A 12,546-nucleotide genomic window follows, 5' to 3' on the forward strand; every position below is an offset into this window, starting at 1 on the left:
CATGCGTAAACTCGTTCTCAGTGCCGTACTCGTTACCGCCAGCCTGTTCGGCTTGTCGGCTCATGCGGCGGAATTCCAGGCGGGCAAAGAGTATGTCGAGCTGAGTAATCCCGTACCGGTAGCCGAGCCTGGCAAGATCGAGGTGGTCGAGCTGTTCTGGTATGGCTGCCCGCATTGCTACCAGTTCGAGCCGATCATCAATCCTTGGATCAAGCAACTGCCTGACGACGTCAATTTCAAACGTATCCCGGCCATGTTCGGGGGTGTCTGGAACGTCCACGGCCAGATGTTCCTCGCGCTGGAATCCATGAACGTCGAGCAGCAGGTTCACGACGCGGTGTTCAATGCCTATCACCGCGACGGCAACAAGCTGGACACGCCGGAAAAGATGGCCGAGTTCCTCGCGGGACAGGGCGTCGACCAGGACGCATTCTTGAAAGCCTATAACTCGTTCGGTGTGAAGAGCCGTGCCGAGCAGGCCAAGAAGCTGGCGATGGCTTATCAGATCACCGGCGTACCGGTGATGATCGTCAACGGCAAGTACCGTTTCGACATCGGTTCCGCAGGTGGCCCGCAGCGCGCGCTGGAAGTCGCTGACTTCCTCATCGAAAAAGAACGCGCAGCGCAGTAAGCGCCAATGCTACGCCGCTGGAGCTCACCACGCCTGGCCGGACCCGGCCAGGCCCGTGTCAATCCGCTCTGTCTGGATGCCAGCGGACTTCCCTGCGACGGCCGGTTGCGCCTGCTCAGTTTCAATATCCAAGTGGGTATCAGCACCGAGCGCTACCATCACTACCTCACTCGCAGCTGGCAGCATCTGCTGCCCCATCCGGGCCGAGCTGGGAACCTGCAGCGCATTGGTGAGTTGCTCGGTAATTATGACCTGGTGGCGCTGCAGGAGGCCGACGGCGGCAGCATGCGTTCCGGCTATATCAACCAGGTGGAACATCTCGCTCAGCTCGGGGCGTTTCCGTACTGGTACCAGCAGCTGAACCGCAATCTTGGCCGCTTCGCCCAGCACAGCAATGGTGTGCTCAGCCGTCTCGAGCCGCAGGGCCTGGAAGACCATCCGCTGCCCGGCCCATCCGGTCGCGGCGCCATCCTGCTGCGGTTCGGTGAAGGCGAGGATGCGTTGGTGGTCGTGGTCATGCATCTGGCGCTCGGCGGTGGCGCAAGAACACGCCAATTGGCCTACATCCGTGAGTTGATCGGCGGCTATCGTCACCAGATCCTGATGGGCGACATGAATACCCACGCCAGCGATTTGCTGGAGCATTCGCCGCTGCGTGATCTCGGTCTCCAGGCTCCGCAGATCGAGGCGACGTTCCCCAGCTGGCGTCCGCAGCGCTGTCTGGATCACATACTGCTGAGTTCCAGCCTGACGCTCGAGCGCGTCGATGTGTTGGCACAGGCCACCTCGGATCACTTGCCGGTGGCCGTGGAGATTCGGTTGCCCGACTCGCTGCATGGCGATGCGCTGCCAGTACCAGCGGACGGTCCGGCATGAACGACGAAGCGCAACGCTGGAAGGACAAATACCTCAGTTCGCTGGAGCAGCAGGAACTGCTCGAGGTCCGCTGGAATACGCGCTTGGATCTATTGCGACGCAGCCTCGTGCGTAGCAGCTTCGCCATGGACGGCGCCGATCCGGCCGTTGAGCAGTGCATGCGCGAATTGCGGGAAGTCTTGCGCGATGACGATCTGGACGACCGCCTAGGGGCGCTGGTACCGCGCCTCGAACGTGCGGTGCTAGATACCGAAAGAAGCAAAAAGGATCGCCTCGAACGCCTTACCCAGGCGCTGCACCGGCTGGCGACGCAGTTGCTGGCGTTACCGCTGCCCAGTGAGGTCCGCAAGCCTCTGAAATCCTTTGCCCGACAGCTCAACGAGCGGGCCGCGCAGCCGCGTGAACTGCCCGCTCTGCTTGGTGAGCTGGGCGAGCTTCAGGATCGGGCATTAACCCTGCAGATGGCGGGTGCTCCGAACTCGGTGGGGTTGCTGGGCCGGTTGTTCGGCCAGCGTGAACGCAGCGCAGATAGCATCCCCGACACCGGCGCGGTGGCTTCGCAGACAGTGTTCGACACCGTTCCGACAGCTTTGCCAGAAATCATGGAAACAGCCGGTGCTGTGTCGCTCCGGCAACCCGAAGCGGTTACGGATGACAGGTTGGACGGCGAGGCCGTTAGCGTACAGAGCGAAGAGACATACGCTGCGGTAGTTGCGGCTGGTGTCGACGAAGCGAATCGCTATTTGCTGCCCGCATCGCCGGAAGTGGCTTACAGCGCCATTGCCGAGCGAGTGGAGTCAACTCTGTTCCACTTGCTTGACGATCTACAACTGCTGGAGCACCAACAGCCGCAGGCGGTGTCGCTGCGCGAGCGCATACAACATGGTCTGAACTGGTATGAGCTGGTGCCCGTCCTGGATGATCTGGCGCAGCTACTGATTGCGGTAGCCAATCAGGGACAGAGTGAATTCGAAAGCTACCTGAAGCTACTCAACGAACGTCTGGCGACCATGCACGACAGCCTTTGCGCGGCTCATGAAGGCCATACGCAAAGCCAGGAAACCGCACAGGCGTTGGATGACGAGCTGCGCCAGCAGGTCGATGGGCTGCAGGTCAGTATGCGGGAGGCCGAGGATCTGCCGAGCTTGAAGCAGGCGGTCCAGGCGCGACTCGATGGTCTGCTGCAAACCGTCGGCGCCTATGAACAGCAGCGCGGCGAGCATGAGAAACTGGTTAGCGAGCGGCTGGGCACTCTGGTCGAGCGGGTTGCGAGCCTTGAACAGGCCGCCACCGAGATGCGCGAGCACCTCGAAGCGCAGCGACAAAAGGCATTACGGGACCCGCTCACCGAGCTCCCTAATCGTGCGGCCTGGGACGAACGGCTGGGCATGGAAGTGGCGCGCCAGCAACGCTACGGTGGACAGCTGCTTCTGGCGGTGCTCGATGTCGACCACTTCAAGCGAATCAACGACAGCTTCGGCCATCTTGCCGGTGACCGTGTGTTGAAAATCATCGCCAACGAGCTGCGCAAAAGACTGCGCAAGACCGATTTCATTGCCCGTTTCGGTGGCGAGGAGTTCGCGCTGCTGCTCCCCCAGACGCCGCTCGATGCCGGGCAGCAGCTCATCGAAAGCCTGCGCTCGGGCATTGAAAATTGTCCGTTCCACTTCAAGGGCGCGCGTATTCAGGTGACCCTGTCGGGCGGCCTCGCAGGCTTCGCCGAGAGCGATGATGCCGAGCGGGTGTTCGAGCGCGCCGACCGAGCGCTTTACCGGGCCAAGGGTGCCGGACGCAACTGTATCGAAGCGGGCTGACCAATCGGTCTGGGACCCTCCAGGCCGCCTGGGTATAATTCTCTCTTCTTCCAGCTCCGCCATGTCGGCGCTGTTCTGCTGGCCGCTACGTGCCGCGCGCAGTGACCGGTCCCAAGATGCCGCCAGTCTGCGTCATTTCGCTGTCGACCAGAGGTGCCGATGAAAGCTTCGATTCTGTTCACGATTGCCCTGTCGCTGGCTGGTTGCGCCAGCGGTCCGCGGATCGATACCAGCCATACATCGTTGGGTCAGGACAGCCGGGCGCAGTTCATCGTTCTGCATTACACCTCCAGTGACCTGCAGCGCTCGCTGGAAATCCTCAAGGGCGACGGCGTCAGCAGTCATTACCTAATCGATGAATCGCCAGCGACCATCTACCGGCTGGTGGACGAGGATCGCCGCGCCTGGCATGCCGGCGAGAGCCAATGGGACGGCCGCACCTGGCTCAACTCCAGCTCTATCGGCATCGAGCTGGTCAATCGCGGCTATATCGAAGACGAGAGGGGGCGGCTCTGGTATCCCTATTCCGAGGAGCAGATCGATGCGCTGATCGTGTTGCTCAAGGACATCATGCAGCGTCACGGGTTGAAGCCCGGCGCCATCGTTGGCCACAGCGATATTGCTCCGCAGCGCAAGGTCGATCCCGGCCCGCTGTTTCCCTGGAAGCGTTTGGCTGATGCAGGCCTGATGTCCTGGCCGGATGCCGGCGCGGTCGCCCATCAGCGCAGCCTGTTCGCGCGGGAGCTGCCGGACGTCGCTTGGTTCCAGGCGCAGCTCGTCAGGCAGGGCTACAAGGTGCCGGAGCACGGCCACCTTGATCTGGAAACCCGCAATGTCATCGCGGCATTCCAGATGAAATACCGCCCGACACGCTTCGATGGCGAACCCGATGCCGAAACCGCAGCGCTCCTCGCCGTGCTGGGAGCGGAACGTTAACGCGAGCTGTCAGGCGCGAGGGCTACAGCCGATCAGCCGCGAGTCGGCCAACGCGGCGGTACGGTGGATGGTCGCCGCGCGGTATTCCGGGTCCGCCAGCATCGCCAGGAAGGCTTCCGGCGAGGGATAGCGCACCAACAGCATTTCATCCCAGCGCTCCTGCTCCGGTGCGATCAATGCAACCTGAGCTTCGGCCATCAGTTGAACGTCGCCCCCGGCGGCCCGCACTTTGTATAGCGCGGTGCGGCTGTAACGAGCGTAGGCTTCCTCGCCGCTGCATGGCGCTTGGCCGCTACCGAGCGGGTAGGCTGCTTCTCTGTTGAAACGCAGCAGGTTGAGCATGAGGATCGGCTCGCCGGCTGGCATCTGCGCGGCGAACCGCTCCAGTTGCTGCGGGCTGGGGTTGAGACTGGACATGGACGGCTCCTTGTTGTTCTTCAAGGCCTGCCTGGCTCAAATCGGCAGCGCAATATAGAAGATGGTGCCGTGGCCGATTCGCGAATGCACGCCGATACGACCACCATGTAGCTGGGCAATCTCCTTGCATAAGGCTAAGCCCAGTCCTGCACCGCCGCGGCGGCGGCCGATCTGCACGAACGGCTCGAAGATTCGCGCCTGCTGGCTGTAAGGAATGCCCTCACCATTGTCCTCGACACTGAGAATCACCCGTTCGCCGTGATGTCTGGCCAGCAGGCGGATCTCGCCGCCGTCCGGTGTATGTCGCAGTGCGTTGCTGAGTAGGTTGTCGAGCACCCTTTCCATCTGCTGCCGATCCAGTAGCAGGTTGGGCAGTGGAGACTGCAGCTCCAGCTTGATCTCGATTTCGTTTTGCGCGGCAACAGCCTGAAAGCGATTACGGGCGTCCTTAAGCAGCTCTGTAGAGTCACAGGGCACCAGTTCCAGCTTTTGCTGACCGCTCTGATAGCGCGAGAAATTCAGCAGGTCGTTGATCAGCGTGACCAGGCGCCGCATTTCTTCATGCACGGTGCTGAACAGGTCGGCCTCACGGCTGTTTTCGGGGTAATGGGTGCGTTCGCGCAACAGGCTGAACGCCATCTGCATGCCGGTCACCGGCGTGCGTAGTTCATGCGATGCGCGTAGGACGAATTCGTTACGCACGCGCTCGAAGGTGCGCTGGTCGGTGACATCGTGAAGCACCATCACAGCACCGCTGATGCGCCCGTCATGGTGGTTAACCGGGCTCATGCGCCACGACAATAAACGCCGCTCACCGTCCGCCTCGATCACCAAATCCTCCGGCGGCCCGGACAATGGCCTGTCGTCGAGAACTTGCTGGGCCGCCTCGTCCAGTTCGGGGTAGCCAAGCGCCTGGCCGAGCGTCGAGCCGAGATGTTCGCTTTCCCACGCCAGCTGCCGCTGTGCCACGGGGTTGGCGTGCTCCAGCCGACCTTGGCGGTCGATGATCAGCAGGCCGTCGTCGATACTGTCGAGCAGGGCTTGCAGGCGCTGCTGGCCATTGACCAGCGCCTCGACATTGGTCTGCTTGAACTGATGCAGCGCCTGCGACATCAGACCGAAGCGGCGAATCAGCGAGGACAGCTCGGCGATGGGCGAGGCGGGTAGGCTGATATTGAAATCACCGCGGCCGATCTGGTCGGCGACGCTGGACAGTTGCTCGATAGGATCACCGAAGCGGCGGGCGAAACTGTGTGCCGTGACGAAGCCGATCAACAGTACTGCAATGCCGGTCAGGCCGAGCAGCCCGGCAAGCAGCTGGGCCCGCTCACGGCTGCGAATCTCGGTGTCGCGGATCTGGTCATAAGCGCTCTGTTGCATATCGACCATCAACTCGCGCACGCGGTTGAAGGACTGGCTCAAGGCGTTGTCTTCGAGCAGTGTCCAGTTCAAGCTGGATGGGGCTTCCAGCTCGTTGATGAAGCTGGCGTAAGCGTCGCCGATCGCCTGGTACGCCTGCCGGTCATGTTCCTCGGACGCCTCGGACAATCCTTGCGACAGCGCGGTCTGGAACGCGCCACGGGATTCGCTGAACGCCGCGCTGTCGCGATCCTCGCGCATCAGCAGAAGCAGATGATTACTCAGTGCCTGGCGTAGTTGCTGGTTAACCTCGATGACGCCGAAGTTGTCGCGGATCAGCTTCTCCTGGCTCTGAGCCATCTGCACCACGCTGACCAGCGCCAACACCAACCCCAGCAGCGCTACGGTCATCAATGCGGAGAAGCCCAGAAATAGACGGGTTCTCAGCTTCATTTGGAGTTTCATAGGCCGTATTGCTTGCGCTTTCGGTACAGCGTCGAGGCGTCGATACCAAGAATCCGGGCGGCTTGTTCGAGGGTGTCGCTGGTGCTCAGCACGCCGGATATATGCGCTTTCTCCAGAGCCTCCAGGCTAAGCGGCTCGCCGATACGCGGGGCGTTGCTGACTGTCTGGTCGGCCAATCCGAGATGGCTGACTTCGATCATTTCCTGCGGGCAGATGATGCTCGCTCGCTCGACCACGTTGCGCAGTTCGCGCACGTTTCCGGGCCAGCGATAGGCTTTCAATGCCCCGATGGCGCTGTCGCTGAATCCGCGGGCCGGGCGGCCGTAACTCTTGACGAAGAAGGCCAGGAAGCGCTCGGCCAGGGTCACGACATCTTCCGGACGCTCACGCATTGGCGGCAGATTGAGGGTGATGACATTCAGGCGGTAGAGCAGATCTTCCCGAAAGCGGCCTTCGCGCACCATTTCTTCGAGATTCAGATTGGTCGCCGCAAGGATGCGTACATCGGCACGTCGTGTGACCGGATCACCGACTCGTTCGTATTCTTTGTCCTGAATGAATCGGAGCAACTTAGGCTGCAAAGCCAAGGGAAAATCGCCGATCTCATCGAGAAACAGAGTGCCGCCGTCGGCTTGGTTGACTCGTCCCAGTGTGCTCTCGGTGGCTCCGGTGAAGGCGCCGCGATTGTGACCGAATAGCTCGCTCTCCATCAGGTCCGCGGACAGCGACGGGCAGTTGATGGTGATGAACGCTTTCTTCGCACGCCGGCTCCAATTGTGAATCGCCCGTGCCAGCTCGCCCTTGCCGGTACCGGATTCGCCGAGGATGAGGATGTTGGCGTCGGTGTCGGCAACCTGCCGGGCAGTTTCCAGCACGCCCATCATTGCCGGACTATACGAACCCAGTGCGTCGCTGCGTTTCTGCACCTCGCCTTCCAGCGCTTCCAGGCGTGCCGCCATCTGGCGAACTTCCAGTTGCTTGGCAGCCGATAAGCGCAGCTGTTCGGGGCTGCACGGTTTGACCAGATAGTCCGCGGCGCCTGCCTGCATTGCGTCGACCGCAGTGTCCACGGCCGAGTGCGCGGTAACGATCACTACGCGCATCCAGGGCGCAAGTACGCGCATCTGCTGCAGGACATCGAGGCCGTTGTCTTCGCCGAGGCGCAGATCCAGAAAGCACAGGTCGAACACCTGACGTTGCAGGATGGCTTCGGCCTGCGAGGCGCTGGCAGCCGTTACCACTGTGTAGCCGCGATCTTCAAGACAGTAGCGAAAGGTACGCAGTATCGCGGCCTCGTCATCTACCAGGAGGATGCGGCCACCGGCGTCGGTCGTTTGTTCCATGAATGCTCCAATCAGGCAAAGACTGTCTTTGTCTGCGAATCGGTAGAAATACTCGGTGCTGTGTTCTAGGAATGCCGAGCGCGCGTTCGCGCCTGCTTTAGTCTACGGAAAGTCTTGCAAGTTGCACGGTGATTGCGAGCCTTTCCTGCACCCTGCAATCAATCCTCAAGCGAAGCGGCGCGGCAAGTGCCTGATTATAAAAGCACAACGCTTTTTCTGCCGCTGGCACGGGGCTTGCGGCCGCGGTTAGGCAACGCATTCGTATCTGCAACCGGAGGACCCATGAACCAGAACATGACTCAACTCAACGAGCTGATCGAGATTACCCGTGACGGCCAGCATTTTTACCAGCATGCGCTGGAAGTGGTGAAGGACGTCGAGCTGCAGCATCTGTTTCGGGATATGGCACAGGCCAAGACCCACATCATCCAGGCACTGTCAGTGAAAGTCGCGGCTAATCAGGAACAACCTGCCCAAGGCGGCACCACGGCCGGCAAATTACGCGAAATGTATGCCGACACCAAGGCGCGGCTCGGCCATGCCGATGCGGTGTATATCGACCAACTCGATCAGACCGAGGAACGCATCCTTGCGGCATTCGAAGATGCGTTGCAATCAGCCGAGCCCGATGTACGGGCTTTGCTGGCTATCGAGCTGCCGAAAATTCGTGCCTGTCATGAGCGTATCCACAAACTCAACCACCGTGACGACCGCTGACGGATAGGGAGGGATTAGTTCGTCGTGCAAATCGCCCGGCGCCGATTGTACGTATCGTGCAATTTAAATTGACGCCTCAGTTGTTTATCTTGGTAAGTATCTGAAATAAAAGGAAAAATTCTAATTTATTAGGCTGGCATGACGCCTGCAATGTAACTGGCAAGACAGACTGCCCCGCATGCTTAGAAGGAGTTGAGGATGAATCGTCAAGCGCGTTTCTCACTGGTCAGCAAAGGTTTTCTTACCGCTGCGGTTGTAATGCTTATCGTTGGCGCCGAGCGGCCGATGTCGCAACCGTTCAGCCAGGCGCAGCATGAATCAGCGGAACGAATTCACATGTATGACGCTCAACCAGTAGGGATCGTGCAAACCGGGCCGGCACCGAAAACGATTGATTACATGCAGGTACGGTCGGAGCAGCGCTGGGTTTTCTAAGCGTTCGCCCGATAGCTGATTACAGATGGCGGTCCCGCTGAAGATGTTCCTGAACGAAGAGGAGTCACACCATGCTGAGTTGGGCTATTACTTTCCTGATCATTGCCATCATCGCTGCTGTATTGGGCTTCGGTGGTATCGCAGGCACCGCAACGGGCATCGCCAAGATCCTGTTCGTGGTTTTCCTGGTGCTGTTCGTAGCATCGCTAATCTTCGGCCGAGGTCGCGGCCCGCGCGTTTGATGCAATGATGCCGCCCGCAAGGGCGGCTGCAAAACCTTACGGAGGCAACGCAGGCGGGATGCCGATATTCCGAACCTTCGCGCCAGTGATGCGGAGGCTCGCAACAGACTGAGTGATTCGTTTGCCGAGCACTCTTCAGTCCGCGTAGCGGGCGAACCATGGGGTCGGGATGCTCTGTTCAACGGAGCGACCTAGAGGTAAATGGAGTACCTCCTGTTCACGGACCAGGTTCAGCGAAAGGCAACCGGAGGTGGTTCTGACCGCCTTCGGCTTGCGATTAAATGACTCGATAGTTTTTCTCCTGCCCCTGCTGCCGCTCGCGCAGCTCAGTTCCGACTCCATTCGTGATCGTACTTCCCCGCGCTCAGGCTAAGGCTGATCAGGCCGGGCCAGGCGATGCGCAATCTGCGAACCGTCTCGACTCGTGCGTGCATGGCCGTCGCCCACCTGCGCCGTTATCATCGCGTCCAATCACTTCCGGGAGAACGACGACATGCTAAACGGCCTCTGGCTGGGCTTTTTTCTGATCGCCGCGGTCGCTGCGCTTGCACGTTGGCTGGTAGGTGGCGATCCGGCGGTCTTCGCCGCGCTGGTCGAAAGCCTGTTCGCCATGGCCAAGCTGGCGGTGGAAATCATGATCGTGCTGTTCGGAACGCTGACGCTCTGGCTCGGCTTTTTGCGCATTGCCGAGAAAGCAGGCCTGATCGAGCAGCTGGCGCGTCTGCTGGGGCCGCTGTTCCGTCGTTTGATGCCGGAAGTGCCGGCCGGGCATCCGGCGCTGGGACTGATCACGCTGAACTTCGCCGCCAACGGTCTGGGGTTGGACAATGCCGCCACGCCGATCGGCCTGCGGGCTATGCGCGCGCTGCAAGAGCTTAATCCCAGCAAGACGGTGGCGAGCAATGCGCAGATCCTTTTCCTGGTGCTTAACACCTCCTCGCTGACGTTATTACCTGTCTCGATTTTCATGTATCGCGTACAGCAGGGCGCCGAGAACCCGACGCTGGTGTTCCTGCCTATTTTGCTCGCGACGACCGCATCATCACTGGCGGGTTTGCTGGCGGTGGCGCTGGTACAACGGCTGCGCATCTGGGATCCGGTGGTGCTGGCTTATTTCATTCCCGGTGCACTGCTGCTGGGCGGCTTTATGGCACTGCTTGCCGGGCTCTCGGCCACGGCGCTGGCGTCGTTGTCGTCATTGCTCGGCAATTTGACCCTGTTCGGCCTGATCATCGCCTTTCTGATCGTCGGCGCGCTGCGCAAGGTGCCGGTTTACGAAAGCTTCGTCGAAGGCGCGCAGGAAGGGTTCGATGTGGCCAAAAGCCTGCTGCCCTATCTGATCGCCATGCTTTGCGCGATTGGCGTATTGCGAGCATCCGGCGCGCTGGACTTTGGCCTGGACGGGATTCGCTGGCTGGTTGAAGCGCTGGGCTGGGATACCCGCTTCGTCGACGCATTGCCCACGGCGCTGGTCAAGCCTTTCTCCGGCAGCGCGGCGCGGGCGATGTTGATCGAAACCATGCGGAGCCAGGGCGTCGACAGCTTCGCGGCCTTGGTGGCGGCAACGGTGCAGGGCAGCACCGAGACCACCTTTTATGTGCTGGCGGTGTATTTCGGTGCGGTTGGCATCCAGCGGGCGCGGCACGCGGTCGGGTGTGCGCTGGCGGCGGATTTCGCCGGGATTACCGCGGCGATTCTGGTTTGCTATTGGTTTTTTGGGTAATTGATTGTTCTTGAGTGACGAAAGGCGCCGAGCTGATGTGTCGCGTGACCCACCAAGCGCCGTATCGGTTTGCTTCCAGTTGAATAAAATTACTCTCGGTCACGGGGATGCTGCTGGCGTCAAGATTGGCATTAGGGCGCCGCGCTTTCCTCGGCACGACCGACAGGTTTCGCCTTGCACGGCGACTCACTTTTTCCAGTCGCAGAAAAAGTAAGCAAAAATGCTTGCCCCTGCATACGGGCCTCGCTTCGCTCGGCTTCCCTCGCTCCATCGCCGTTCCGAGGGCCCGCTGCGGAGGGCCATCCCTGGCCCTTCGCAGCTCTCGCGGCATCCATGCCGCTCAACCCTCTACACGACGATTACGCTCAGCCTCCTGAAGGGGCGATCGGAGTCGTCTAATGGTTCGGTGCGCCAGAAAAGCAAAAAATGCCAGCCATGTAGGATGGGTAGCGACGCATGCGCCTAGAAGCATGGCCACACGAATTTGGCGCATCGTGTAACCCACCGAGCGGTGTATCAGTCTTCCATCCGAGTTGGGCTACAGAAGAGCCCACCAAACGGTGGGTCAGCCCTTGGCCCGTTGCCACAACCGAAACAACGGCTCGGCCAGGAACATCACCAGAAACAATCGCAACACCTGCAGTGCCGTCACCAGCGCCACGGATAGCTGCAGCGCTTCCGCGGTCAGGCACAGCTCGGTGATGCCGCCGGGCATCATCCCCAGCATCAGCGAGGTCTGATCGAGCGTTGCCGCCCAACCCAGCGCCTCGGCCAAGCCTGCCGCGGCGAGCATCGCCAGCAGCGTGAACAGCAGAATGCGCAGCAGGAACGCCGGCGCGCTGCGAAAGAATGGCCGATCGAAGTGACAACCCAGCGAACAGCCGATCAGCCATTGGCCGAATTGGCCGACGCCGTTCGGTAGTCCCAGATGCAGATCGAAGGTCGCGCTTGCCACCGCGCACACGGTCAGTGGGCCGAGCATCCAGGGATTGGGCTGGTCGAGCTTCTTCCATAACAGCGCTAGCAGGGCGCCAGCCGGCAGCAGTATGGCCAGCCATGGCCAACTGACCGGCATAGGCGGTGGCGCCTCGATCGGCGGCAGGCTCCAGGTGAACAGTGCCGGTACGATCAGCACCACCAGCAGCAAGCGCAGGCTATGTGCTGCCGCTACCATCGCCGGTTGCGCCGAATGCCGTCCGGCCAGGTTGACCATTTCGCTGGCACCGCCGGGCATGCTGGCGAAGAACGCCGTGGCGCGGTCGGTGCCGCTACGCAAAAGAATGAAGAGGCCGATCAGGCTCAGCAGCAGCGTGCCCAGTGCACCGGCGAGGATCACGCCGAAATGCTCCAGCACTTGCTGCATGACCTCGCTGGTGAAGTGCAGGCCGATGGCGCTGGCGATCAGCCATTGCCCGGTCTGCCGGCCGTGCGGGACTTCCTTCAGCAGCCAGCCGCTGCAGCGGACGACGATGACCGCCAGCAGCGACCCGACCATCCACGGCAGCGGCCAGTTCGCCAGGCTTGCCAGCCAACCGCCGAGGGCGCCCACCAGAGGCGTTGCCCACCATCCCGGAAGCTGGCGCGGCAT

General features: G+C 61.1%; 12 protein-coding genes. 8 read left to right on the forward strand and 4 right to left on the reverse strand.

Annotated elements, in window-relative coordinates; all coding sequences use genetic code 11:
- Position 1: 1 nt before the first annotated feature.
- The 4 genes from AC2LD7_RS04610 (at position 2) to AC2LD7_RS04625 (ending at position 4,257) form a co-directional block, all read left to right on the forward strand.
- The gene (locus AC2LD7_RS04610; protein WP_484596678.1) at positions 2–631 is read left to right on the forward strand and encodes a thiol:disulfide interchange protein DsbA/DsbL; all 630 of its coding nucleotides are present in this window, start codon (positions 2–4) and stop codon (positions 629–631) included.
- Positions 632–637: 6 nt separating this feature from the next.
- Positions 638–1,507 (forward strand): endonuclease/exonuclease/phosphatase family protein, encoded by an 870-nt coding sequence (locus tag AC2LD7_RS04615; RefSeq protein ID WP_484596679.1) that lies wholly within the window; start codon positions 638–640, stop codon positions 1,505–1,507.
- Positions 1,504–3,321 carry a GGDEF domain-containing protein gene (locus AC2LD7_RS04620; RefSeq protein WP_484596680.1) on the forward strand — a complete coding sequence of 606 codons (1,818 nt, stop codon included), beginning with the start codon at positions 1,504–1,506 and terminating at the stop codon, positions 3,319–3,321. Before AC2LD7_RS04615 ends, AC2LD7_RS04620 begins: the two co-directional genes overlap by 4 nt.
- Positions 3,322–3,480: 159 nt before the next feature.
- Positions 3,481–4,257, forward strand: a complete 777-nt coding sequence (locus tag AC2LD7_RS04625; protein ID WP_484596681.1) for an N-acetylmuramoyl-L-alanine amidase — start codon at positions 3,481–3,483, stop codon at positions 4,255–4,257.
- A gap of 9 nt (positions 4,258–4,266) precedes the next feature.
- Here AC2LD7_RS04625 and AC2LD7_RS04630 read toward each other — a convergent pair whose 3' ends face one another.
- Genes AC2LD7_RS04630 through algB form a run of 3 tightly spaced genes read right to left on the reverse strand, consistent with a single transcriptional unit; the run spans position 4,267 to position 7,841 of the window.
- Positions 4,267–4,674 (reverse strand): DUF1330 domain-containing protein, encoded by a 408-nt coding sequence (locus AC2LD7_RS04630; RefSeq protein WP_484596682.1) that lies wholly within the window; start codon positions 4,672–4,674, stop codon positions 4,267–4,269.
- Between the two features lie 36 nt (positions 4,675–4,710).
- A complete protein-coding gene (locus AC2LD7_RS04635) occupies positions 4,711–6,498 on the reverse strand; it encodes a KinB sensor domain-containing domain (RefSeq protein ID WP_484596683.1) in 1,788 nt (595 codons plus the stop codon).
- The gene (gene algB, locus AC2LD7_RS04640) at positions 6,495–7,841 is read right to left on the reverse strand and encodes a sigma-54-dependent response regulator transcription factor AlgB (protein WP_484596684.1); all 1,347 of its coding nucleotides are present in this window, start codon (positions 7,839–7,841) and stop codon (positions 6,495–6,497) included. Before algB ends, AC2LD7_RS04635 begins: the two co-directional genes overlap by 4 nt.
- Positions 7,842–8,123: 282 nt before the next feature.
- Between algB and AC2LD7_RS04645 the strand changes: the two genes are divergently transcribed.
- The 4 genes from AC2LD7_RS04645 to AC2LD7_RS04660 all read left to right on the forward strand — a co-directional run bounded on the left by AC2LD7_RS04645 (position 8,124) and on the right by AC2LD7_RS04660 (position 10,958).
- Entirely contained in the window at positions 8,124–8,558 is a 435-nt protein-coding gene (locus AC2LD7_RS04645; RefSeq protein WP_484596685.1) for a ferritin-like domain-containing protein, read from the forward strand.
- Positions 8,559–8,756: 198 nt separating this feature from the next.
- On the forward strand, positions 8,757–8,993 hold the full coding sequence (locus AC2LD7_RS04650; protein ID WP_484596686.1) for a hypothetical protein: 237 nt from the start codon (positions 8,757–8,759) through the stop codon (positions 8,991–8,993).
- A 71-nt stretch (positions 8,994–9,064) separates the two neighbouring features.
- Complete coding sequence (locus AC2LD7_RS04655; RefSeq protein ID WP_003282841.1) at positions 9,065–9,235, forward strand: DUF1328 domain-containing protein; 171 nt, start codon at positions 9,065–9,067, stop codon at positions 9,233–9,235.
- Positions 9,236–9,728: 493 nt separating this feature from the next.
- Positions 9,729–10,958: a nucleoside recognition domain-containing protein gene (locus tag AC2LD7_RS04660; RefSeq protein ID WP_484596687.1), complete on the forward strand. Its 1,230-nt coding sequence runs from the start codon at positions 9,729–9,731 to the stop codon at positions 10,956–10,958.
- A gap of 565 nt (positions 10,959–11,523) precedes the next feature.
- On the opposite strand, the gene AC2LD7_RS04665 is transcribed toward AC2LD7_RS04660, so the two are convergent.
- Entirely contained in the window at positions 11,524–12,546 is a 1,023-nt protein-coding gene (locus AC2LD7_RS04665; RefSeq protein WP_484596688.1) for an AbrB family transcriptional regulator, read from the reverse strand.

The sequence above is a fragment of the Stutzerimonas sp. genome, from assembly GCF_982611455.1.

Coding starts and splice junctions, on each gene's coding strand:
- AC2LD7_RS04630 (WP_484596682.1), bottom strand. CDS start 4,674: ATGTCCAGTCTCAACCCCAGCCCGCAGCAACTGGAGCGGTTCGCCGCG.
- AC2LD7_RS04635 (WP_484596683.1), bottom strand. CDS start 6,498: ATGAAACTCCAAATGAAGCTGAGAACCCGTCTATTTCTGGGCTTCTCC.
- algB (WP_484596684.1), bottom strand. CDS start 7,841: ATGGAACAAACGACCGACGCCGGTGGCCGCATCCTCCTGGTAGATGAC.
- AC2LD7_RS04615 (WP_484596679.1), top strand. CDS start 638: ATGCTACGCCGCTGGAGCTCACCACGCCTGGCCGGACCCGGCCAGGCC.
- AC2LD7_RS04665 (WP_484596688.1), bottom strand. CDS start 12,546: ATGCCGCGCCAGCTTCCGGGATGGTGGGCAACGCCTCTGGTGGGCGCC.
- AC2LD7_RS04620 (WP_484596680.1), top strand. CDS start 1,504: ATGAACGACGAAGCGCAACGCTGGAAGGACAAATACCTCAGTTCGCTG.
- AC2LD7_RS04650 (WP_484596686.1), top strand. CDS start 8,757: ATGAATCGTCAAGCGCGTTTCTCACTGGTCAGCAAAGGTTTTCTTACC.
- AC2LD7_RS04660 (WP_484596687.1), top strand. CDS start 9,729: ATGCTAAACGGCCTCTGGCTGGGCTTTTTTCTGATCGCCGCGGTCGCT.
- AC2LD7_RS04610 (WP_484596678.1), top strand. CDS start 2: ATGCGTAAACTCGTTCTCAGTGCCGTACTCGTTACCGCCAGCCTGTTC.
- AC2LD7_RS04625 (WP_484596681.1), top strand. CDS start 3,481: ATGAAAGCTTCGATTCTGTTCACGATTGCCCTGTCGCTGGCTGGTTGC.
- AC2LD7_RS04645 (WP_484596685.1), top strand. CDS start 8,124: ATGAACCAGAACATGACTCAACTCAACGAGCTGATCGAGATTACCCGT.
- AC2LD7_RS04655 (WP_003282841.1), top strand. CDS start 9,065: ATGCTGAGTTGGGCTATTACTTTCCTGATCATTGCCATCATCGCTGCT.